The following is a 21,039-nucleotide window of genomic DNA, read 5'->3' as shown; positions in this document are numbered from 1 at the left end:
GCCGTTCGAGATTACGCGCTTCGGAGCGGCGCGGTCGCGAAGTCGGCGACGCCCTCGGTGAAGCCGACGCGGGCGGTGAAGCCGAGCACCTTCTCGGCCAGCGTGGGGTCGGCGACCACGTGCCGCACGTCGGCCGGTCGCGCCCCGCCGACGATCCGCGGCTCCGGGCCGCCGCACGCGCGGGCCAACTCGGTGGCCAGGTCGCCGACGGTGTGGGGCACGCCGGAGCAGACGTTGACCGCGGTGATCTCCTCGGGCGGATCGGTGTCGAGGGCCCGGACGTTGGCCAGCGCGATGTCGTCCACGTGCACGAAGTCGCGCCGTTGCCGCCCGTCTTCGAGCACGGTCGGGGCCTCGCCGCGTTCGAGTGCCGAGCGGAACAGGGAGGCGACGCCGGCGTACGGGGTGTTCCGCGGCATCCGCGGGCCGTAGACGTTGTGGTAGCGCAGCGCCCAGACCTGGCCGCCGGTCTGGCGGGCCCAGGCGCCGGCGAGGTGCTCCTGGGCGAGCTTGGTGGCGGCGTACGTGCTGCGGGGGTTCAGGGGCGCGTCCTCGGGCACCAGGCGGGATTCGAGTTCCTCGCCGCAGCGGGGACAGCGCGGCTCGAACCTGCCTTCGTCCACATCGGACTGGTGCCGGGGCGAGGGCGGAGTGGTGCCGTGCTCGGCGCAGGCGTAGCGGCCCTCGCCGTAGACGACCATGGAGGAGGCGAGCACCAGCTTGGTGATGCCCGCGCGGTGCATGGCGGCGAGCAGGACGGCGGTGCCGTAGTCGTTGTTCCAGGCGTAGGCGGGCGCGTCGGACGGATCGACCCCGTGGCCGACGATCGCCGCCTGGTGGCAGACGGCGTCGAAGCCGTCGAGTTGTTCGGCGCGCAGATCGGTGACGTCGCCCCGGATGAACTCGTGGTCGCGGGTGTATTCGGGGGTGGTTTGGTGCGCGGTCGGGGTGAGGCTGTCGAGCAGGACGGGCTCGTCGCCGCGGGCGGCCAGCTGATCGGCGATGTGGGACCCGATGAACCCGGCTCCGCCGGTGATGAGTACTCGCACCCGGATCACGCTAGGGCGGCCGGGGGTGCCGGGGGCAGCGCTGCGGGGTGGCCGTCAGGCTTCCGTCACAATTGCCCGCCCGGGCTGCGTGGTGATCGTCCGCGGCGGGTTCGCGCTACGGTGGGCACATGGAACGCAGTGCACAACGGCTGGGCCGTGCCCTTGTGGTGATCGTGGACGACCGTGCCGCCCACGGCGAGGTCGACGACACCGCTGGTCCGCTGGTCACCGAGTTGCTGGAAGAGGCCGGGTTCATCGTGGACGGCACCGTGGTGGTGCACGCCGACACCGTGGCCATCCGGAACGCGCTGAACACGGCCGTGATCGGCGGGGCGGACCTGGTGGTCACCGTCGGCGGGACGGGCGTGTCGCCGCGCGATGTCACCCCGGACGCGACGGCGGGTGTGCTGGACCGCCCGATCCCGGGGATCGGTGAGGCCCTGCGTTCCTCCGGCCTGGCCGCGGGCGCGGTGGACGCCGGGATTTCGCGTGGTCTGGTCGGCGTTTCGGGCAGCACCCTGGTGGTCAACCTGGCGGGCTCGAGGGCCGCCGTCCGCGACGGCATGGCGACGCTTTCGGCGCTGGTGCCCTACGTGATCGACGAGCTGTCCGGGCTGAACGAGTCCTGATGTCTTCGCCTGCTGATCCGGATCGCCGCCGCCTGGAGGAAATCTTCGGCGACGTGCTGCCGGAGACCACCTCGGACGAACGCCCCCAGGAACCCAGCGGCGACCAGGATGCGTGGTACGAGGAAAACCGCCCACCCCACCACGACCGCTGACCGCTTTCTGGACGCCTGCTCCTGTGTGCGTGGAGCAGGCGTCCTTTTTGTCCGCGTTGCCTTCGACGGTCGGGCAGGTAGGTGGCGGCCTGGACAGGGTTTTGGGGCCGGAGCGGTGGCATGCTCTGCCAGGTTCAGGACCAGGCTGGTGCCCTACCAGCCCTATTTGGCCCGGTTGGTCCTATTTGCGTCGATTTGGCCACCGAAGTTGTCTGGCCACCGAAGTTGTCTGGCTGCCGCCGTTGTGGCCTGCCGAGGCCACTAGCTGGCCGAGCCCTGGTTACCCGCGGAACTTGCCGGTCTGGTGAGGCCGCCTGCTGCCCCCTTGTCCGGCGGGTAGTCAGCGCCCGGATCGTCGTATGCCCGCCGCCTGCAGCCAGGCAGCCCGATGCATGTTGGACGCGGAGGCTTGCCGTCGTGGTGGCTTGTCTGTCGGCTCGTCTGGATGAACGGCCTGCCCTACACCGCGGTGCACGACCCGCCCAGCTGGCGTGCCCCCCGTCACCCTGCAACCCCGGCACGTCCGCCGCCGTGGACTGGGCCGCGGCTGCAGTCAGAGCGTCGGTCGCGGGCCGAGGTGCCTGGAAGCTGGACCTCGCCTCCAGCCCTGGCGTGGGGTGCACGCCGGGTGCCGGATGCGGAGGCTCGGTTGGAGCGGCAGGCCGAACCGGTGATGCACCGCTGGCTGCCGAGGTCGCGGAGGCCACGCACCTGTGCGTGTTGCGGGAAACGGCGTGCTGAACTGTTTCTCGGTGTCGCCTGGGCACCCGTTCTAGCTGGCGGGCAGCGGACGGCATTCGGCGTGCATCTCCGTCGGCCGGGCGTTGCTGACCGAGCTCAGCCCGGACGAGCTGCACATCCGCTTCGGCACCGCCGAGCCGGTCTGTGCCGAGCACCCGATCCGCCCGCACAGCATCGCCGAGCTGTGGGTCGCGCTTGGTGTCGCGTTGGTCGAATGCTTGTCGTCTGTCGCGGCCCGTCGTCGGCAGCCTCACGGCGGTTGCAGCCCCGGCCCCGGCTGCAGTCCAGGTGTCCGACGCAGGGTGGGCGTCGGATGTCTGCCGTCGTGGTTGGCAGGCCGGTTGCCTGTCACGCGACTCGTCGTCGGCAGCCTGGGCGGCGGATGCGGCCAGGGTCCGGTTGCGGTCCGGTGGCGGCTGCGGCAGGGCTCGGCTGCAGTCCGGGTGTCGGCTCTGGGCTGGGCGTCGGGTGTCTGCCGTCGTGGGTTGGCAGGTTGGTCGCCTGTCGCGCGACTCGTCGTCGGCAGCCTGGACGTCGGATGCGGCCAGGGTCCGGTTGCGGTCCGGTGTTGGCTGCGGCCAGGGCTCGGCTGCAGTCCGGGTGTCCGACGCCGGGTGGGCGTCGGATGTCTGCCGTCGTGGGTTGGCAGGTTGGTTGCCTGGCGCGTGGCTCGTCGTCGGCAGTCTGGACGGCGGATGCGGCCAGGGTCCGGCTGCGGTCCGGTGTTGGCTCCGGCCAGGCACGGCTGCAGTCCGGGTGTCGGCTCTGGGCTGGGCATCGGGTGTCTGCCGTCGTGGGTTGGCAGGTTGGTCGCCTGTCGCGCGACTCGTCGTCGGCAGCCTGGGCGGCGGATGCGGCCAGGGCCCGGTTGCGGTCCGGTGGCGGCTGCGGCCAGGGCTCGGCTGCAGTCCGGGTGTCGGCTCTGGGCTGGGCATCGGATGCTTGCCCTGGTGGGTGGCCTGTTCGTCGGCTGGCGTGCGGTTGTCGGTTGGTGCCGACTGTCGCAGGCGCCCCACCCGTCGTTGAGGAAGGCGCCTGCCTGGATGTTGGCTGGGTGCGTGCTATTGCTTGCAGGGAGCCTGTCGTGTGTGGGGAGTCCGCGCCGAGTTGCCCGGCTGGGCACACGAACGGCGGTTCTACTTCGATCCCGCCTGGAACCCCGGGCGGCAGGTGCTGATCCACCCGTGCCCCGGCGCCACCTTCCGCATCGACTGGCAGTCGGTCGCGGGATGGCCGTCGCTGGCGGCGGCGCTGGGGCGGCGGCTGGGGTCTGGGTGGGGAGTGGGGACCGGAGAGAGGGGTCAGGGCCGCGGGGTGCGGTCGCGGGTGTCGGTCGACTGCTGTTGCTGGCGCAGCAGGTCGCGGGATGGCCGTCGCTGGCGGCGGCGCTGGGGCGGCGGCTGGGGTCTGGGTGGGGAGTGGGGACCGGAGAGAGGGGTCAGGGCCGCGGGGTGCGGTCGCGGGTGTCGGTCGACTGCTGTTGCTGGCGCAGCAGGTCGCGGGATGGCCGTCGCTGGCGGCGGCGCTGGGGCGGCGGCTGGGGTCTGGGTGGGGAGTGGGGACCGGAGAGAGGGGTCAGGGGCGCGGGGTGCGGTCGCGGGTGTCGGCCGACTGCTGTTGCTGGCGCAGCAGGTCGCGGATTTCCTTCAGCAGCTCGACATCCGTCGGCTCGGCCGGGCCGGTTTCCTTGCCCCGCTTGCGGCGTTCCTGCACCTTCTGCAGCGGCAGCACGAACAGGAAGTAGACCACCGCGGCGACGATCAGGAAGTTGATCGCGGCGTTGATCACGCCGCCGAGGTCCATGAACGTGCCCTGGTTGCCGGAGAAGATGTAGAAACCCAGGCCTTGTGCGGCATCCGACCCGCCGATGGCGTTGATCAACGGCTTGATCAGGCCGGTGGTGAAGGCGGTGACGATCGCGGTGAAGGCCGTGCCGATGACGACCGCAACGGCCAGCTCGACGACGTTGCCGCGCATCAAGAAGTCCTTGAAGCCTTTGAGCACGGGGGTTTCTCCTTTCCAGCAGGGACAAAAAACGCTACCGGAGCGTAACGGTTACCGGCCCGTCGAGCGCGGCGGAAGCGAGGGGCGTGGCGGCCTCCGAAGGCACCGCGACCAGCACGAGCGGGCCTTTCGCCGAATGTGGCCGTGACCTGCTCTCACCCGCCGAGGTGACCACCGTGACCACGGTCACCGCGGAGGCGAGCTGGCGACGATGTTCGTTCGCGGCCACCACGTCCACCCGCGTGCCGGGATGCAGGAGCTCGGCGACGCCCGGATCGGCCAGCCGCAGGGGCACCGTGGACGTGCCGGGCGGACCGTGCGAAGGGGACACCAGGCGCACATCGGTCAGCGGCTCACCCGCCCTGGCGGCCCCGGCCAGCATGCGCTCGGGCCCCTGGCCGGACAGCGCGCCCGCCGGGCGCAGCTCGGCCGGGATGTGGATGACTTTGGTATCAGCCGCGGTCAGCAGGGTGCCCGCGCTCAGGTCACGGGCGGCGACCAGGGTGGGCTCGCCAGACGGGCCGCGCGGTAGCAGCACCGGGGCCAGGGCCAGCGCGATGGCGGTCAGCGCCAGCAGCGCGGCCAGCGCCTTCCGGAGGCGATGGCCGCTGACCAGCGCGTTCAGCCGCGTGAAGAGATCTTCGAAGAGTTGCACGATTCCCCCGTTGCCGGTGGGGGATCGGCTTGGTGATCCCCCGCGGTGGGGACGTTATGGCGCGGGGGTGCGGGGGAGCCAGCGGTTGGCGGGGCGCCTGTGGACAAGTGGGCGCCTGTGGACAACTCGGTGGATCAGGAAGCGGCGGCGGCCTTGGTCGTGGTAGATGAAGAGGAGGACGACGAAGACGACGACGCCGAGGAGGTGGTCGAAGAAGTAGAGCTGGACGAGTCGCTCTTGGCCGAGGTCGCCGAGGTCTCAGCGGGCTTCGAGCCGGACTTGCTCGACGAGGACTTCGAGTCGGAGCGCGAGTCGTTGCGGTAGAAACCGCTGCCCTTGAAGATCACGCCGACCGCACCGTAGAGCTTGCGCAGCGGGCCGGTGCACTGCGGGCACTCGGTCAGGCTGTCGTCGGAAAACGACTGGACCGCCTCGAAGCGGTGGTCGCACTCCTTGCAGGCGTACTGGTACGTGGGCACAGCTGCTCCTTCGGGGCATTGGCACTCGGGACTCAAGAGTGCTAACCCAATTGTGCTTCAGATCATTCCCCGAACGCAAACCAGCCTTCGTCACACCCCTGGCCGCGCGAGCGGAAGGCGGACAAAACCGCGGCCGGGCAGCAGCACGCCGGTCATCAGGGCGTCGTGTGGTTCGGCGGGCAGCCGCGGCACCAGCTCCTCGTCACGCACGATCGCCACCAGGTCAGCGTGCGAAACGGCACCGAGTGAACGGTCGTAGAACCCGGCGCCCCGGCCCAGCCGGACGCCGTGGTGATCGACCGCGAGCGCGGGTACGAGCACCAGCGTGGCCTGCTTGACCGCGGTCGCGCCGAGCCGGGCCCCCACAGGTTCCAGCACGCCGCGGAACCGGCCGGGGGCCAGCGACGCGGAGCCGGTGTACTCGGCCCAGTCCAGCGGCCCCGGCTCGGCTGGAACGACCGGCAGCAGCACCCGTGAACCCGCATTACGCAGCACGTCGAGCAGCGCGAGTGAACCCGGCTCCGACCCGAAGGGCACGTAACCGCACACCGTCTCCGCGGGTGGCAGTCCGGCGACGAAGCGGGCCAGCGCGCTCGCCTCGGCGACCCGGCGCGCGATCGGCACCGCCGACCGCGCCGCCGTCAGCCGTTCGCGCCACTCCGCCTTGCTCAGGTGCTCATTGCCCACTGCTCGCACCAGCTCAGGTTAGGCTTTGCGCCCATGACGGGCGCCGAAACCACGCAGACGTTCCGAACCGCCATCGTGCCTGCCGCCGGGCTGGGCACCCGATTCCTGCCGACCACCAAGGCCGTGCCGAAAGAGCTGCTGCCGGTGGTCAACCGGCCGGGCATCGAGCTGGTCGCCGAAGAGGCCGCCGAAGCGGGCGCGCAGCGCCTGGTGATCGTCACCTCCCCTGGCAAGGAATCGGTGGTCGACTACTTCCGGTCCGCGCCCGAACTCGAAGAAACCCTGTCCGCCAAGGGCAAGACCGAACTGCTGGACAAGATCCGCCGGGCGCCTGCCCTGCTCGACGTCGACGTCGCGATCCAGAAGCAGGCGCTGGGCCTCGGCCACGCCGTCGCGCAGGCCGAGCCGAACCTGAACGACGACGACGAAGCGGTCGCCGTGCTGCTGCCGGACGACCTCGTGCTGCCGACCGGAGTGCTCACCAGGATGGCCGCGGTGCGCGCGAAGGAGGGCGGCAGCGTGCTGTGCGCCTTCGACATCCCGCGCGAGCAGATCTCCCCCTATGGGGTGTTCGACGTGACCGACACGGAGGACCCCGATGTGAAGCGCGTGCACGGCATGGTGGAGAAGCCGAAGCCGGAAGACGCCCCGTCCACCTACGCCGCGGCGGGGCGATACCTGCTGGACAGGGCCATTTTCGACGCGTTGCGCCGGATTACCCCCGGCTCCGGCGGGGAACTCCAGCTGACCGACGCCGTCGCCCTGCTGATCGAGGAGGGTCACCCGGTTCATGTGGTGGTCCACCGCGGTGGCAGGCACGATCTCGGCAACCCCGGCGGTTTCCTGCGGGCAGCCGTCGACTTCGCGCTCGACGACCCCGAGTACGGGCCGTCGCTGCGCACCTGGCTGACCGAACGAATCGAGAACGCGAGCCGATGACCGCCCCAGACGCGCCTGACGTCCCCGACGCGCCGAACCCCGCCGCGCCCGCGGAGGGTGTCGCCGAGGAACTCGCCGAGTTCCGCTCCGTCGACGCCCAGATCGCCCTTGCCCTGGAAGCCGCGGTGCGCCCGCGGCCGGTCCGGGTGGCGATCTCGGAAGCGCAGGGACTGTTGTGTGCCGAGGAGGTCGTCGCCGAGCACGCGCTGCCCGGCTTCGACCAGGCGGCTGTGGACGGGTACGCGGTGCGCAGCGTGGACGTGCGCACCGCCGGGCAGGAGCCGGTGCAACTCCCGGTGGTCGGCGAGATCCCGGCCGGGTCGCGGCAGCCGCGCCGGCTGCAGCCAGGTCAGGCCGTGCGCGTGGCCACCGGCGCGCCGCTGCCCACGCTCGCCGACGCCGTGGTGCCGACCGCCTACACCGACGACCACCACGCCAAGGTGACCGTGCACAAGCCGGTGCCGTCGGCCGGGTACGTGCGGCGGACCGGCGAGGACGTGCAGATCGGCGACGTCGCGGTGCGTCAGGGCGACACCATCGGCTCGGCGCAGGTGGGCCTGCTCGCCGCGGTCGGCAAGGCCAAGGTGCTGGTCTACCCGCGACCGCGGGTGTCCATTGTGTCCGTCGGCGACGAGCTGGTGGACATCGATCGCACGCCGTCGGTCGGGCAGGTCTACGACGTGAACTCGTACGCGCTGGCCGCCGCGGCGCGCGACGCCGGCGCGGAGGTGAGCCGCGTCGGGATCGTGCCGAGCGACCCGAAACGGCTGCGCGAGGTGGTCGAGGGCAGGCTGCTGATGTCCGAAGTGGTCGTGGTGGCCGGTGGCGCGGGCGGCAGCTCGGGTGACGAAGTGCACGCGGCGCTGTCCGAGCTGGGCCGCATCGACCTGACGCGGGTCGCCATGCACCCGGGCTCGGTGCAGGGCTTCGGCAGGCTCGGGCCGGACGCGGTGCCGACCTTCCTGATCCCCGGCAACCCGATGAGCGCGCTGGTGGTCTTCGAGGTGCTGGTGCGCCCGCTGATCCGCGCGGCACGCGGCACGCGGAACCCGCACCGCCGCATGGTCGGCGCGCGGCTGCTGTCGCCGATCACCTCCACCAAGGGGCGGAAGGGTTTCCTGCGCGGGCAGCTGCTGCGCGACGAGGGCAACGGCGAGTACCTGGTGCAGCCGCTCGGCACCTCCGGCGCGCACCTGCTGGCCTCGCTGGCGGAGGCGAACTGCCTGATCAACATCGACGAGGACCTGACCGAGGTGGCCGCTGGCGACGAGGTCAAGGTGACCTTCCTGGCGCAGCGCGGCTGAGCGGGTGTCGCAGCTCTACGGCGTGGAAGGCAGGCACCCCGGCTGGCCTGCGAAGCTCGGCCCGCTGCGGGTGAAGGCCGGCCTGGTCGCCGTGCGGCCGGTGCGGTTGCGCGACGGCGGTGAGTGGAGCCGGGCGCGCCTGCGGGATCGCGCGCACCTGGAGGAGTGGGAGCCGACCGGCACCGGCACCTGGGCGGAGCGGAATTCGACGTGGTCGTGGCCCCCGCAGTGGTCGGCGCTGCGCTCGCTGGCCCGGCGCGGGCAGTGCCTGCCGTTCACGATCACCGTGGACGGCAAGTTCGCCGGGCAGATCACCGTCGGGAATGTGATCAGGGCCTCGCTGCGGTCCGCGTGGGTCGGGTACTGGGTGTCCACTTCGGCCGTTCGGGGCGGCGTGGCCACCGCGGCCGTGGCGCTGGTGGTGGACCACGCGTTCCGCGTCGCCGGGCTGCACCGCATCGAGGCGACGGTGCGGCCGGAGAACACGGCCAGCATCCGGGTGCTGACCAAAGCCGGGTTCCGGCAGGAGGGCCTGCTCCAGCGCTATCTCGACGTGGCTGGCGACTGGCGCGACCACCTGCTCTTCGGGATCACCGCCGAGGAAACCGGCCTCGGGCTCACCGCCCGGCTGATCGCCGCCGGACACGCTGACTACGCGTGACCGCGCGGGTCGCCCGTTACCACATCGGGCTGTTTTCACCTAATTCAGTGACAAGTTCCGGTATTGAACCCGGCGAGCCTTCCGGAGATCTGTTACTCCTGTGACTAACGTGACGAACGTAGGAGTTCACGTCGGGGGAGGTGACGGGAGATGCCAAGCTCGTTGATCATCGTCGCGCTGGCCGCGGCATGGCTCGTCGTCCTCGTTCCCATGATCGCGCGCAAGCGCCAGGAGATCGCGCGCACCGCCGACTCCGCGTTGGCCGCCAGGGTCGTGCGGAGCGGGAGCACACGCCACGAGGGGCGAGAGGAGTTCGCGATGTCCGAGACCGGCAAGCCGCAGGCGCGCGACGACCAGGACGCCGACGACGAGTTCGACGAGGTCGATGTCGAACTCGAAGACGAGGTGGACGATCTCGACGACCTCGACGACGTGGAGCCCGCGCCGGCGGGCCGCGACCTGCCGCCGCTGCCGCAGCCGCGCGAGGGCGGCCGCCAGTACCGGCCGGGCCGGGGTGGCTACGACCCGGAGGCCGCGGAGATCGCGGCCAGGGCGAAGTACGCCTACCGGCAGCGCGTGGTGGTCATCCTGCTCGTGCTGGCCGTGGTCACCGCCGCGCTGGCCGCGTTCCTGACGCCGCTGGTGTGGTGGGCGCACGGCGCGGTCGACCTGGTGCTCGTCGGGTACCTCGCGTACCTGCGCCGCCAGGTCCGGATCGAGAACGAGATCCGGCAGCGCCGGTCGTCGCGGCTGAACGCGGGCACGCGGGTCACCCGGCGCCCGGTACGGGAGGACGAGGACGAGGCGGATGTCCCGGTGGCCGCGCCGCCACGACCGCCGCGGCGGGAGATCCCGGAGCGCAAGCCGTCGCCCACCTCGCGCCTGCGCCGGCACGCCGTCGTGGTCGACCCGGAGGACGAGGACCCGGCCTTCCACGAACTCGACGACCCAGGTCAGCGGTCCTTCCGCCGGGCAGCCGGCGAATAGGACCCCCCGGCTCGGGCAGCGAACAGCCACTGTTATGCTGAACGAGCTTTCAGGGGCTGTAGCGCAGTTGGTAGCGCGTCTCGTTCGCATCGAGAAGGTCAGGGGTTCGATTCCCCTCAGCTCCACCCTAGGGGTCTTACTAGAACACGGCACCGAAACAACGCCACGTAGTAGGACCTGAAGACCGTTGGTAGCCACGGGGCCGCCTCCCTTTTGGGAGGCGGCCCTTTTGGCATTTCGGGGTCGGGTGTCGGTTCGTGGCTCCGGCACGGTCACGTCGGTGGTCTGCCAGTCGCTCTGGACGGCGTGCAGATGTGCGAAGGGCTCTCGGAGGCTGTGGTCGGCGATCTGGTCGTCATCGACGTAGATGCTGTGGAAGATCGCTTGGTTGAGCATGCGGCGTTGCTGTTCGTCGCAGCGGCGGTAGAGCTCTTGGGGGTTCTCCAGCAAGGTGAGCGCGGCTTCGATGAGCCGGGCGCTGTCGGAGAGGTTCTCGGTCGTGGTGGTGAGGCGTTCGCCGAGGCGTCGTCGCTGGCGGGCGATCTCGCGGAGCTTGGTCTTGATCTTGTCCTGCCCGATGGTGGAGTCGGCCGCCAGTTCGATGAGGTTCTCTTCGCGGGTGTCCAGCGCCTGCAACTCGGTGGTGAGTTGTTTGTGGAGCAGTCGCTCGGACGCTTCTTGCTCGTCGATGGTGCGGGCGACTTCGGCGCGGACGGTGGCGACGAACTTGGCGCTGAAGCGGATCGTGGCGTAGTGGTTTTCCACGGCGTCTTCGATAAGGGCGACGTTGATGTGCGGTGCTTCACAGCTGCCGTTCTGCTTGTTGCGGCAGAAGAAGTAGGTGTATTCGCTGCCTCGGGAGTTGACGGTGTGCTGGACGATCAGCCGCTGGGTGATGCCCGCTCGTTTGCAGCGTCCGCAGAACAACGAGCCCTTGAGGTAGTGGGGGTGCTCGCGGCGGCGTTCTCCTGCCGTGGAGCGGGATTCGAGGAGATCCTGGACGCGATCGAACAGGTCCTCGTCGATGAGTGGCTCGTGCCGGCCTTGGACCTCCTCGCCATCGACCTCTACGTATCCGAGGTAGTAGCGGTCTCGCAGCATCATGGAGAGCTTGTTGATCGAGACTTGCTTGGCGGGATGGCGACCGGTGGGCCGGGTGCGCAGGCCGCGATCGTAGAGCTCGTCGGACAGGTCTTCCAACGAGTAGTCACCGGTGACGTAGAGCTCGAAAGCAAGCTGGACAAAGGGCGCGCGTTCGGGGTCGACGGCGATGGTGCGGATTTCGCGGCCGTCGAACCGGTCTCGGACGTTGAGGTAGCCCAGCGGCGCGCGGCCGATCGTGCCGCCATTCTTGGCTTTCTGCTTCATCTTGTACGCGATGTCCGCGCCGGACTCCCGCGACTGATACTCGTTGAAGGTGGCCAGGATGCCGTGCATGAGCTGACCGACCGGCGAGTCGTCGATGGACTCGGTGGCCGACACGAGGGTGACCCCGCGCTTACGGAGATCGGCCATGACGATGGCGTCGTCGAGCCGGTTCCGCGCCATCCGGGACAGCTTGTAGACGATGATGTAGTCGACGTCGCCCGCGTTGCGAACTCGCGTGAGCATCCGCTGGAACTCGACTCGCTTCGACATCTCGGTCGCTGTGCGACCAGGCTCGACGTATTCATCAATGATCGTCAAGCCGAGTTGCTCGGCTTTGCGCTGGCATTTGACGCGCTGGGCGGGTATCGAGATACCTTCGGGGTCGTAGTCGTTCTTGACCTGGCCAGCCGATGACACCCGCAGATAGATCACTGCCCGGCTTCCCGGCTCCACCGCTTCGGCGACCGTCGATAGGACGGCAGGGAGAGCGTCATCCCCGAGCAGTTCGTCGACGAGATCGTCGTATGCACTGGTCATCGCGCGCTCGTCTCGGTCGCCGAGTGCTCGGGCTCGATGAACACGTCAACGAGGTGCAGGCCGAGCTCTTCGATAAGGCGTTGGCACGCCGCGCGCTGCGCGTCCAGGGAGGCAGCCGTGGCCGGGGCGTCTGATGCCATACGCCGGTAGGTGACGACCCGAAGCTTCGGCTCCGCTGCGGTCGAGGCCGCCGATAGCGTTGCGGAGAAAACACCTTTGCACCAGTTTCCGGAAGGTTCTGCGTTCGCGCCCGTCATCCCACGCTCTTCTCGTCTATTTCGGAATGGAGATCGCCACAAAATGGCTGCCGCTCGAAAGTCGGCGTCTCCTTTTTCAATTCAAATATTACCTCGATGTGCCGTGATTCTTTACGCCGCTTCCGAATGGTCGATTTGCTGCTCTTCCGATGCAACGTTTGATTCTTGCGTACCGAACGAGTCGTTTTCGGGCGCGTCTTCGTCTTGCCTTGCTGTTGTTGCGAGACTCACGATGACTTTTGCGAGCTTGCGAATGTCAGGCGGATCGTGACGAATGCCTCGGATCGCAACGCCCCCAGAATTGGCGGGATGGCGTTTTCTCTGCCTTCTCTTTCTCTGCGGAGTCATAGGTCACCCGACCCGGAACGGGAGGCCACGTCGTCGGCCGGGCGCACTCGTTGTCCGCTGGACCGCTGGGGGCTCCGGACGGGGCCATCTCCGGTCGGCAGCGACCGCGTAGGCGAGCCCTCGGCTCGTGGTGACGAGTGGTCAGCCCGGAGCCTGTGGGCCGGGGCTGGCCGGACCGCCACGAACGCCTGCTGGACTGGCGGAACGGGGTAGCCCTCCCGCCGGAGTTCATCGTCGACTTCCCGCTGCAGTGCGGTGATGGCTTCGATCGTCAACCCGTCCGGGTAGTGGTTCGTGGCCATCACGCGGCCCGCCGTTGGTCGGGCGGCAGCGCATTCGCGGAGAAGTCGTTGGCCCCGGCCGAGGCGGGGACACCCCACCAGCGCCGGTCGGCGGCGGCGAACTCCTCGGCGGTCACCAGCGGCGGGTGCACCCACACCTCCGACCAGACCCAGTCAGCTTGCGGAGTCGGCTTTCCGTGGTGGGTGCGCCCCCAGACCTGGCGGCCGAGGTACTTCGGGTTACGCAGGATCGCCCGCACAATCGCCACCGTCCACACGCCTGGCTCGCCTGTCTCGGGGTCCAACGGCGCGGGGTAGCGGGACGCGGCGAGTCGGCGACGGATCTCCGTGGTGGACAAGCGATCCTCGCCCCTCCACACGAAAATCATCCGCACCGTGGACGCTTCGACCGGTTCGATCTGCAGCCGAGTGCGCCAGCGCGCTCGTCGGCCCGCCGGAGTGACCCGGACCCGCCGAGCGCGATAGCCATAAGGCACGTCTCCGGTGTTGAAACCGGCGCGAACCAATTCCTCGGACACGGTGCGGGCCGCAACAAGGTTCGCGGCGTGGTAGTCGCGCAGGACGTGCTGCCGCACGCGCCACGACGGCGTGACCTCACCGGTGTCCGGCTCCGTCGCCGACCCGAACAGCCGGACGCCCATCGCTGTGAGGCGCTGCCCGAAAGTCTGGCGGCCGGCGGTCGCAGCCCAACGCGGAATGCGGTCGCCGGACTCATCCTGCGCGGTGGTGTTCGAAGGCATGGCGGTTCTCCAATTCCGTGAAGGGCTATGAGGCGCGCGAGTTCTGCGTGCGAGCGGCCGTCCGGCCTCCGGCCTGGCGCGGACGCGGCGAGCCAGGGCGGGTGCGTCCGGTTCTCTGGCCGCCTGCTCGCGGTCCCTTGCCGCGCGCGGAAGTCGGCCCGCGGTCGGACTGATGGCCGGGTTCTTCGGCGCGCAAGGAGGTCAGAAGCCTGGTGTGCCAAGCCAGCGCGAAGCGCAGGCAGTTGGATTCGCTGCGGTGGCTGGGCGTGCAGCCGGGCACATACCTGCCCCGGAAACTCCAGGCCGCCGAGTCACTGCTGGAGATCGCGTCGGCATAGCGCCCCAGCCCGAGCACCTTCGCTCCGAAAGCGTGCAAGCGGTACCCGCGAGCCGACAGCGACCGCATGATCTGCTCGACTTCAGCGGTGTGCTGGCGTCGGCACACACTGCCCACCCCGACCAGCGGCAGTGCGGCGAGATCGACGCCGTGTCGTTCGTAGAAGTCCGCGCACCGGTTGTAGTCCGCAATGGACTGGCCTTGCAGTACGGGGATGATCGGCAACTCGGGGGCGAGATCACGCAGCCGCAGGTAGTTCGCGACCGTGCGGTGCTGATGGACGCGCACCGTCGCACCGGTGCGTGCCAAGACATGAGCCTCCGTCATGTGGTCCATTGGCGCGGCCCACGCGAGGTTGCTGATCTCGGTGGCGTAGCGGCGAAGCGCCGCGACGTAGCCGCGTTCGTCGATGCGCCACCTGCCGTGCATCGACAACTCCGTGAAGCCTCCGGAGTCGCACGCCCACGGCGCGCTCGCGCGCGGAAGGCTGCGCCGATCGGCCAGCCTGCGGTGGGAGACCAACAGTGGGACACCGAGATCGCGGGCGAGCCAGGACGGCTGATGGGTCCCAAGGAAGAACCTCATCGTGACACCGCCCGCCGAGCGGTATTCGCGAGCAGCAACACCGCAACGGTGAGCGCGGTCGCGACCGCCTTGCCGAGGATCTGACCGGGCACTGCGGCGAAGGACCCGAACGCCAGCGGCACGAACAGCACGCTGTCGCTCACCAGCCCGACGACGTTCGAGCCGACGACCGCGCCCAGCCGCGACCGGCCCCGAATCCGGCCGTAGATGACCGAGTCGACGCACTCGGACACGGCGAACGCGACAACGCTCGCGACGGCGATCTGCGGTGAGGCCAACGACCAGGACAGCCACGCCCCCACCACGATCGCGGCGAGAACGCCCGACGTGCCCAGGGTCTCGTGCAGCAGGTCTCGCAGCGTCAGCGTCACCCCGGCCCACAGCGTGCCGGCGGGCACGATCAGCGAGCTGACGAGCAGAGCCGACCAGTGCGTGGAGGCCCAGTTCGCCATCACCACCGAGCCGACGTAGGCGGCCGACACCGCCAGACCCGCCCAGACGAGCCCGTGCCCCGCCGTCGCGGGCGAGCGCGGCAGCCCGGTCATGCCGCACGCTCCACAGTGACCGGTGCGCCGGACCGGCACGACCACGGCGAGCAGCCGTCGGGATCGTCCTCCTCCACCGCCTTGGTGGAGACCAGCCGCAGGTGCCGCTTTCCGAGAGCGGGCGGGTCGAGGTCGACTTCGCCGAGTGGTCGACAAGACCGGTGCAAGAAGTACTGCCCGCGCAATTGCTGACCTTGAGTCGTGGCGTGCGGGTAGCCGTCGCGGATGGCTTTGTCGAACTCGACCGCCTCGGCCCAGCCGTCGGGGTCGTTGTCGCGCAGCCAGCGTCAGCCCGCGTTGCCGTGGAATGGGCAAGTTATTGCGAATATCCGGTAACGATGTGCCCGCCTGCTGTGCTGTCGCGCGAGGGTGACGCTGGTTGGGAGTCGATTGGTTCGACCGGGCCGCTGCTGCCGAGACAAGGCGGGCAATGATCCTTGCCTCTGCTCCAGCGACACGAGACTTCGCAGAACGAGGCCCGTTTCCCGCTCTCGGTGGTGCAGGATGACGGTATGGACGGGCGTGGATATCTGGAGAAGCTGATTGCCGACAGTCTGGGAGCGGGCAAGGGACAGCCGGCACTCGGCAGGCAAAATAGCTTCAACCGGTTTGAGATCCGTGGGGTGGCGATCGGGCTGGTGGCCGCGGGGGCACTCCGTCAGGAGGAGGCCGAGCAGATCCTCGCCGACCTGGAGGTGACCCTGCAGCGTTCCGGTTGGCTCACGGTCGTGCGACAGGAGACGTCGGCCACGAGCAGCGGCGAGGCTGTGGCCAGGCGAGTGGGCATTGAGCGACCCGAGTGGCGGCGGGCAATCGAAGATCCGCCCACTCCCGTACTGCGCCACATTGTTCCGTTGGTGGGACGCAGCCTCACGATCGGGGAGGTAACGGCGAATCTGGTGATCCTGGAGGTGTGGTCGACCTTCCTCGCGCTGAATCTCGCGCATGTCGACATCGATGCGCGTCGGATGCGAGAACGGTTCGGACCAGGTGTGCGCTGGCGCGGGTGGGATGATGTCGGAACCCAGTATCGAGGCGGAGGCGGGGGTGGATCGGGGTCGCACGTCTTGTTTGTCGAGAGGTGCACGCTTGAACCAGGCCCACCGGAACAAGCACGCGCTCTCACCCTGGTCGTTGAACATCCCGGCGGGCAGACCACTGTCCCAATCCCGTTGCCCGCTGGCCAGCAGGAGTCCGGCACAGACTCGTCTGGCTGATCCCCAACCTTCAGCCAACCCTGACCAAGGATTGTGCCCATCATGCCCTCTGTAAATCTGGACATCGGCGACGCGGCCGAGCTCGTCGAGCTGTTTCAGTTCGTCCACGACTGGCTTGCCACCGAGGCCGATCACGTCGACGAGTCGCTGAGCAGCTTCGTCGGCAACCGCGCCTACGACACCCGCCAGCTGCGCAACGATCTCAACCGGTTCACGCTTCTGCTCGGTGGCAGTGACGGCGAGGTGTTGTTCGGGCCTGGATCCGAGTAGTGGTGGGGTGTTCATGGTCGTCCTCCGGTGAGGCTGTCCTGAACGGTGGTGAGCGCGACGAACGCGCGATCTGTGCCGAGTTGCTCCGGTGTAGGCCCGGCGGGGGTGGGGACTTTGGCGAGGCGTTCGGCCAGCGTGGCGAGGGCGTCGCGGTCGCCTTCGAGGGCGGCGCGTTCGTCGTCGGTGAGGGTGAGGCGTTCGAGCATCTGGTCGACGCCGTCTTTGACTTCGAGCAAGCGCCCGGCGCTGGATTCCTTGGGCAGGTAGAACGGGCAGCGGGCGCAAGCGAGCCGGTGCGGGCATTTGGCGAAGAAGTCGTAGGTGCAGTACCCGTCCCCGAGGTCGTAGTACTTCCACGGCTGCTCACCATCGGTCGCGCCGCCGGACAGGATGGTCTCCCGGTCGATGAGCACCTGGATGGTGCGCACGTTGCGGGCGAAGTAGTCGGCCTTGCGGTAGGCGGCGGTGAGTCGGCGTTGCAGGATCGCAGCGTAGTGCCGGGTGCTGGAGAAGTGCTTGTGCCCCAACCATTCCTTCAGGTCCGCAATGGACAGTGGCTCAGGTGCGTTGAGTAGTTGGGTGGCGATGGTGGACCGGGCGCGGTGGCTGGTCAGCGCTCCTCGGGAGTCGGATTCGGGGATACCGGCCTTGCGGCAGAGCGCGGGCAGCACGGTGTCGTTGAGGTAGGCCCGGCCGATCTGCTCGCCGCGGACGCAGAACAGGAACTCGCGGTGCTCACCGGTCTTGCGGTCCACGATCTTGGGTTGCGACGGCCGGACGTGCTTCCACGCATCGATGAGCTGGCCGACGATCGGGTCGACCGGCTTGGAGAACGGCCGCGAGGTCTTGTTCTGCGGCACTCGCAGCAGGCAGATCGGGAAGGTCTCCCCGGTCTTGTCGTCGCGGCCCTCGTCCCGGTCGATGCAGTCGACGTCCAGTCGGCGGATCTCGTCGATGCGGCACCCGGCGAACAGCCACACGCCGACCAGGGCGCGGACCATCTCGATCGGGTAGTACAACCGCCGGCCATCGGCGGTGGCCTTGGCCCGCGGGGTGCCGTATTCGTTGAGGTCCTCGCTGTTGAGCGTGAGCCCGGCGGCCATCAGCTTGGCCCAGGAGACCTCGTCGATGATCCGTGGATTCGGGCCGATCTGGGCGCGCACCGACAGCGGTCCGGCCAGGGCCTTGCGCGGGTCGAACCTGGGTTTGATCCACTCCCACTCGATCAAGTCGGAGAAGAACCCGCGCAGGCTGTCGATGCGCTGCACCTTGCCCACGGCGGTCAGCGGCTGGCCGCGCTTGGTGGTGTTGCGGTTGTGCCCGGCCCATTGCCCGTGGACCGCGTGCAGGGTGTCGGCGACGTACTCGGCGGCGATATCGCGGGTCCACAGCTGCGGTTCGAGCGCCTCGGGGTGTTTCTCGGCCGCCCAGCGTCCGGCGATGAGGATCACCGAGAACATCCCGCGGATCGTGCCCGGCTCATGAGTGGACAGGTCTCGCCAGCGCTGCGCCCAGGCCAGCCAGCTCGGTGGCACCGTGGCCAGGGTGTCCGGCCGCGGTCCGCGCTGAGTGTCGTTACCGTGCAGCGCCGTGGCGATGATGCCCTTGTGCGCGAGCACCCGCGAAATCTTGATCAGCCCGCGCCGCCGCGCACCTGCCGGATACCGCTCGGCCAGTTCGCGGATCCGCTGCTCGGTGATGTCCTGCAGGCGCGGCGTGCCGGTCACCAGCAGCAGGTCGCTCAACGCCGCCGGGATCTGGCCGACCACGGTGTGCTGGGACGCGTCCCACGAGCGCAACGTGTCGATCACCTCGGCCAACACCACCTGGAACGCGTCGCGGCCGAACACCAGGTCGGCAACCCTCGATTCCTGAACCTGCACATGGTGGTGCAAGCTGCGGTGCAGGCCCAGCAGGTGCGCCACGGCGATCACCGGCGCGCGCTGCGCGCGGTCGCTGGAGACTCCGGCCTGCTCGGCGAGGTCGATCCAGGTCGCCTCATCCCAGCGCCAGTACGGCCGCTGTTCCTTGTGCACCCGGCCCAGTACGCTGTTGCAGACGCGGGCGGCGTTCTTCTCGCCCCAGTGACCGGTCACCTCGTTGATCGGCTCCAGCAGCCTCCGCAGCACCAGCCTGCGCGCCTGGCTCGACCGAGGGCAGGGCTGGTCGTAGGTCTTGGCGAGCGCCTCCCGCTCGGTGACGGTCAGCTCGCCGTTCCGCGCGGTCACCATGCCTCCACCAGAGCGGCGAGACGGCGCTCGCGGTCAGCCTGCAACGAGCGGGTGGCCTTGTGCAGCTTGGCGGCCAGTTCCCGACCGGACAGATGGATGTACTTCAGCGTCGTGGACAGGTCACGGTGACCGGCGTACTGGGCGATCTCGTCGATGCTCCACCCCGCGCGAGCCAGGTCGGTCAGCCGCAGGTGCCGGAAGGTGTGGGTGGACAGCTGCGGAACCTCGGCCCGTTTCGCGACGCCGGTAACGATCTTCGACCAGCTCGATCGGCCCAGCGGTTCGCCGCGGTTGCGGCGGGACTCGCTGAGGAACAGGCCGCTGTCGACTCGGCCGAACAGCTCGCCGCGCTGGCGCAGGTAGGCCACCAGCAGCTGCGCGGAGGTGGTGCCGAAGGACACCTCGCGGGCGCGTTTGGACTTGGTCGTCTCCGCCCGCAGGTGAATCAACGACCAGGCCGGTTCCAGGTCCCCCGGCTCCAGCGACACCAGCTCCTCGCGGCGCAGCGCGCCGTCGTAGGCGAAGGTCACCATCAGCCGGTTGCGCACCGGCTCGTGCTCACACGCCCGCAGGATGCGGTCCCAGGCATGGTCGTTCGGGATCCACGGCGCCTTCTCCACCCGCCGTACCAAGCCCTGCCTCGCCTGACCTCCTCGGCGGCTGGACTGTCCACGCCGGACCGGGTTGCGTTCCCGGATCCCTTCCTCGACAAGGAAATCGTAGAACGACCGGACACCAATGATCCGTACCTGGATGGTCGAGTTCGCCAGCCCGACGCCGCCGTTCCGGTTCGGCCGCTGATGCATGTCACCGATCCACGCCGCGACGACATCCGGCCGCGCCGCTTCCGGGCTGGTGCCGATCGTCAAGCAGAACGCGAGATGGTCATCCACCGCGCGTCCGTAGGCGTCCACCGTGTTCCAGGCTCGCCCGATGTTCGCTGTGAACTGCAACCATCGACGGCCTTCAGGATGCTGGTCTACCAGGGGATAGCGCTCCCACTGCACTGTGATCATGAACTGGCAACCTAGCCAGCTCAGATTCCACATAAGGCACCCGACGCAGGCGCTTTTCACCGTCTCGCCGAACCCGCGCTCGGCGAGATAGTCGGCGCACCGCGTGCGGTCCCAGCCGAGGTCGATCAGCGGGAAGACGTTGCGCAGGTAGCGCACGCCCGAGTCCTTCGCGCGGGTGAACTCGTCGGTGCTGATGCCGATGGCCTGCTCGACGTACACCCCGCGCGGCACCCGTCGTGGATGCGGGTAGCCGAGCAGTTCGCGTGCCGTCTTCTTCAGCGGCGAAATTTTGTACTCGCTAGTACATTGCCTACGCGCCAAGCCACGGCTGCCGTCGGGGTTGAGGACATGCAGTGGCATCGACACGAACCGGTGGGCCGGGTCGAGCGCGTCGTCGCGGATGTTGCCCGCCGACACCGTGCGCACCGGAATGCCGAACTTCGCCGCGTGCGCACGGAGCCGGGCGAGGTTCGCGTACACCGCGCGTGGTTCCCAGCCGGTGTCAGCAAACAGCGCGACATCGAAGCGCGGGATCACGCCCTCGCAGGCCAGCAGCAGGACGGCGCTGCTCTGGACTCCGGCGCCGAGCGAGAGGCATCGCAAGACCGGACCGGCGTCGTGAACGGAGGCTGGATTGGTCATGCCGCGTTCGCCTCCTCCGCATATCCGGAGGGCTCGGTGGAACCGGCGCCGAGGAGCGCGGCGAGGTCGGCGAGCAGCAACCCGACGGCATACGTGGCCTGCTGCGGAACGACGCCGTTGCCCAACGCACGAAGTTGCGCGGTGCGCGGCAGCGGGAGTCCCGTTACCCAGCCCGGCTCGAGCCCTTGGAGCCATTCGACGAAGGCCGGGGCCAGCACGGGGCGCCCATGGACGCCCGGTTGCGTGGGGAACGGTGCGGGTCGCCCGAGCACCTGTTCCCAGCGCCGCACGGCCGGCGCGTAGTCGCCCCAGTCCACCTCGGGATGCACCGATGCTGGCGAGGCGAGATCCGGGTCG

Annotated in this window: 21 protein-coding genes, 1 tRNA gene and 1 pseudogene; 10 read left to right on the top strand and 13 right to left on the bottom strand. The window is 69.2% G+C overall.

The window, feature by feature from the left end:
- Window positions 1–11: 11 nt before the first annotated feature.
- A complete protein-coding gene (locus tag A4R43_RS25260) occupies window positions 12–1,049 on the bottom strand; it encodes an NAD-dependent epimerase/dehydratase family protein (RefSeq protein WP_162788595.1) in 1,038 nt (345 codons plus the stop codon).
- Between the two features lie 128 nt (window positions 1,050–1,177).
- Between A4R43_RS25260 and A4R43_RS25255 the strand changes: the two genes are divergently transcribed.
- Together A4R43_RS25255 and A4R43_RS43420 are read left to right on the top strand one after the other, a co-directional pair.
- On the top strand, window positions 1,178–1,678 hold the full coding sequence (locus tag A4R43_RS25255; RefSeq protein ID WP_113694574.1) for a MogA/MoaB family molybdenum cofactor biosynthesis protein: 501 nt from the start codon (window positions 1,178–1,180) through the stop codon (window positions 1,676–1,678).
- Complete coding sequence (locus A4R43_RS43420) at window positions 1,678–1,830, top strand: hypothetical protein (RefSeq protein ID WP_205215080.1); 153 nt, start codon at window positions 1,678–1,680, stop codon at window positions 1,828–1,830. The genes A4R43_RS25255 and A4R43_RS43420 overlap by 1 nt, the downstream gene beginning before the upstream one ends.
- 2,316 nt (window positions 1,831–4,146) lie before the next feature.
- Here A4R43_RS43420 and mscL read toward each other — a convergent pair.
- The 4 genes from mscL to A4R43_RS25235 all read right to left on the bottom strand — a co-directional run bounded on the left by mscL (window position 4,147) and on the right by A4R43_RS25235 (window position 6,405).
- Complete coding sequence (gene mscL, locus A4R43_RS25250) at window positions 4,147–4,575, bottom strand: large-conductance mechanosensitive channel protein MscL (RefSeq protein WP_113694573.1); 429 nt, start codon at window positions 4,573–4,575, stop codon at window positions 4,147–4,149.
- A 34-nt stretch (window positions 4,576–4,609) separates the two neighbouring features.
- On the bottom strand, window positions 4,610–5,230 hold the full coding sequence (locus tag A4R43_RS25245; RefSeq protein WP_236808260.1) for an SAF domain-containing protein: 621 nt from the start codon (window positions 5,228–5,230) through the stop codon (window positions 4,610–4,612).
- A 134-nt stretch (window positions 5,231–5,364) separates the two neighbouring features.
- Entirely contained in the window at window positions 5,365–5,709 is a 345-nt protein-coding gene (locus A4R43_RS25240) for an FmdB family zinc ribbon protein (RefSeq protein WP_113694572.1), read from the bottom strand.
- A 90-nt stretch (window positions 5,710–5,799) separates the two neighbouring features.
- Window positions 5,800–6,405 carry a 5-formyltetrahydrofolate cyclo-ligase gene (locus tag A4R43_RS25235; protein ID WP_113694571.1) on the bottom strand — a complete coding sequence of 202 codons (606 nt, stop codon included), beginning with the start codon at window positions 6,403–6,405 and terminating at the stop codon, window positions 5,800–5,802.
- A 24-nt stretch (window positions 6,406–6,429) separates the two neighbouring features.
- Between A4R43_RS25235 and A4R43_RS25230 the strand changes: the two genes are divergently transcribed.
- The 5 genes from A4R43_RS25230 (at window position 6,430) to A4R43_RS25210 (ending at window position 10,412) form a co-directional block, all read left to right on the top strand.
- Window positions 6,430–7,335 carry a UTP--glucose-1-phosphate uridylyltransferase gene (locus tag A4R43_RS25230; RefSeq protein ID WP_113694570.1) on the top strand — a complete coding sequence of 302 codons (906 nt, stop codon included), beginning with the start codon at window positions 6,430–6,432 and terminating at the stop codon, window positions 7,333–7,335.
- Window positions 7,332–8,639 carry a molybdotransferase-like divisome protein Glp gene (gene glp, locus A4R43_RS25225; protein WP_236808259.1) on the top strand — a complete coding sequence of 436 codons (1,308 nt, stop codon included), beginning with the start codon at window positions 7,332–7,334 and terminating at the stop codon, window positions 8,637–8,639. The genes A4R43_RS25230 and glp overlap by 4 nt, the downstream gene beginning before the upstream one ends.
- Window positions 8,640–8,643: 4 nt before the next feature.
- Window positions 8,644–9,300, top strand: coding sequence for a GNAT family N-acetyltransferase (locus A4R43_RS25220; RefSeq protein WP_113694569.1), 657 nt, complete (start codon window positions 8,644–8,646; stop codon window positions 9,298–9,300).
- Between the two features lie 150 nt (window positions 9,301–9,450).
- A complete protein-coding gene (gene sepX, locus A4R43_RS25215) occupies window positions 9,451–10,287 on the top strand; it encodes a divisome protein SepX/GlpR (RefSeq protein WP_113694568.1) in 837 nt (278 codons plus the stop codon).
- A 52-nt stretch (window positions 10,288–10,339) separates the two neighbouring features.
- A tRNA-Ala gene (locus tag A4R43_RS25210) sits at window positions 10,340–10,412 on the top strand.
- Between the two features lie 685 nt (window positions 10,413–11,097).
- Here the strand turns inward: A4R43_RS25210 and A4R43_RS44160 are convergent.
- From A4R43_RS44160 to A4R43_RS25190, 5 genes and pseudogenes are all read right to left on the bottom strand, one after another.
- Window positions 11,098–12,192, bottom strand: a pseudogene (locus A4R43_RS44160) (recombinase family protein); the annotation flags it as partial.
- The gene (locus A4R43_RS42900) at window positions 12,189–12,449 is read right to left on the bottom strand and encodes a recombinase family protein (protein ID WP_147263895.1); all 261 of its coding nucleotides are present in this window, start codon (window positions 12,447–12,449) and stop codon (window positions 12,189–12,191) included. The pseudogene A4R43_RS44160 and the gene A4R43_RS42900, both read right to left, overlap by 4 nt.
- A 649-nt stretch (window positions 12,450–13,098) precedes the next feature.
- Window positions 13,099–13,839: a recombinase family protein gene (locus tag A4R43_RS25200; RefSeq protein ID WP_113694567.1), complete on the bottom strand. Its 741-nt coding sequence runs from the start codon at window positions 13,837–13,839 to the stop codon at window positions 13,099–13,101.
- Between the two features lie 25 nt (window positions 13,840–13,864).
- Complete coding sequence (locus A4R43_RS25195; RefSeq protein ID WP_113643329.1) at window positions 13,865–14,761, bottom strand: deazapurine DNA modification protein DpdA family protein; 897 nt, start codon at window positions 14,759–14,761, stop codon at window positions 13,865–13,867.
- On the bottom strand, window positions 14,758–15,306 hold the full coding sequence (locus tag A4R43_RS25190) for a VUT family protein (RefSeq protein WP_113694566.1): 549 nt from the start codon (window positions 15,304–15,306) through the stop codon (window positions 14,758–14,760). The genes A4R43_RS25195 and A4R43_RS25190 overlap by 4 nt, the downstream gene beginning before the upstream one ends.
- 101 nt (window positions 15,307–15,407) lie before the next feature.
- Here A4R43_RS25190 and A4R43_RS42895 point away from each other — a divergent pair, with 101 nt between their 5' ends.
- From A4R43_RS42895 to A4R43_RS25180, 3 genes are read left to right on the top strand one after another with little or no spacing between them, the layout of a single operon-like run.
- Window positions 15,408–15,740 (top strand): hypothetical protein, encoded by a 333-nt coding sequence (locus A4R43_RS42895; RefSeq protein ID WP_162788594.1) that lies wholly within the window; start codon window positions 15,408–15,410, stop codon window positions 15,738–15,740.
- A 3-nt stretch (window positions 15,741–15,743) separates the two neighbouring features.
- Window positions 15,744–16,523, top strand: a complete 780-nt coding sequence (locus tag A4R43_RS25185) for a hypothetical protein (protein WP_162788593.1) — start codon at window positions 15,744–15,746, stop codon at window positions 16,521–16,523.
- A gap of 42 nt (window positions 16,524–16,565) precedes the next feature.
- On the top strand, window positions 16,566–16,793 hold the full coding sequence (locus tag A4R43_RS25180) for a hypothetical protein (RefSeq protein WP_113694564.1): 228 nt from the start codon (window positions 16,566–16,568) through the stop codon (window positions 16,791–16,793).
- 11 nt (window positions 16,794–16,804) lie between these two features.
- Here the strand turns inward: A4R43_RS25180 and A4R43_RS25175 are convergent, their stop codons facing one another.
- From A4R43_RS25175 to A4R43_RS44155, 3 genes are all read right to left on the bottom strand, one after another.
- Window positions 16,805–19,024: a tyrosine-type recombinase/integrase gene (locus tag A4R43_RS25175; RefSeq protein WP_113694563.1), complete on the bottom strand. Its 2,220-nt coding sequence runs from the start codon at window positions 19,022–19,024 to the stop codon at window positions 16,805–16,807.
- Window positions 19,018–20,457 (bottom strand): tyrosine-type recombinase/integrase, encoded by a 1,440-nt coding sequence (locus tag A4R43_RS25170; RefSeq protein ID WP_236808258.1) that lies wholly within the window; start codon window positions 20,455–20,457, stop codon window positions 19,018–19,020. The genes A4R43_RS25175 and A4R43_RS25170 overlap by 7 nt, the downstream gene beginning before the upstream one ends.
- A gap of 221 nt (window positions 20,458–20,678) precedes the next feature.
- Window positions 20,679–21,011: a hypothetical protein gene (locus tag A4R43_RS44155; RefSeq protein ID WP_233520253.1), complete on the bottom strand. Its 333-nt coding sequence runs from the start codon at window positions 21,009–21,011 to the stop codon at window positions 20,679–20,681.
- Window positions 21,012–21,039: the final 28 nt, after the last annotated feature.

Source organism: Amycolatopsis albispora, assembly GCF_003312875.1.
In the GTDB taxonomy this organism is placed as follows: Bacteria; Actinomycetota; Actinomycetes; order Mycobacteriales; family Pseudonocardiaceae; genus Amycolatopsis; species Amycolatopsis albispora.
Note: the sequence above shows the minus strand (reverse complement) of the source record. Positions and strands in the feature narration are given on the sequence as shown.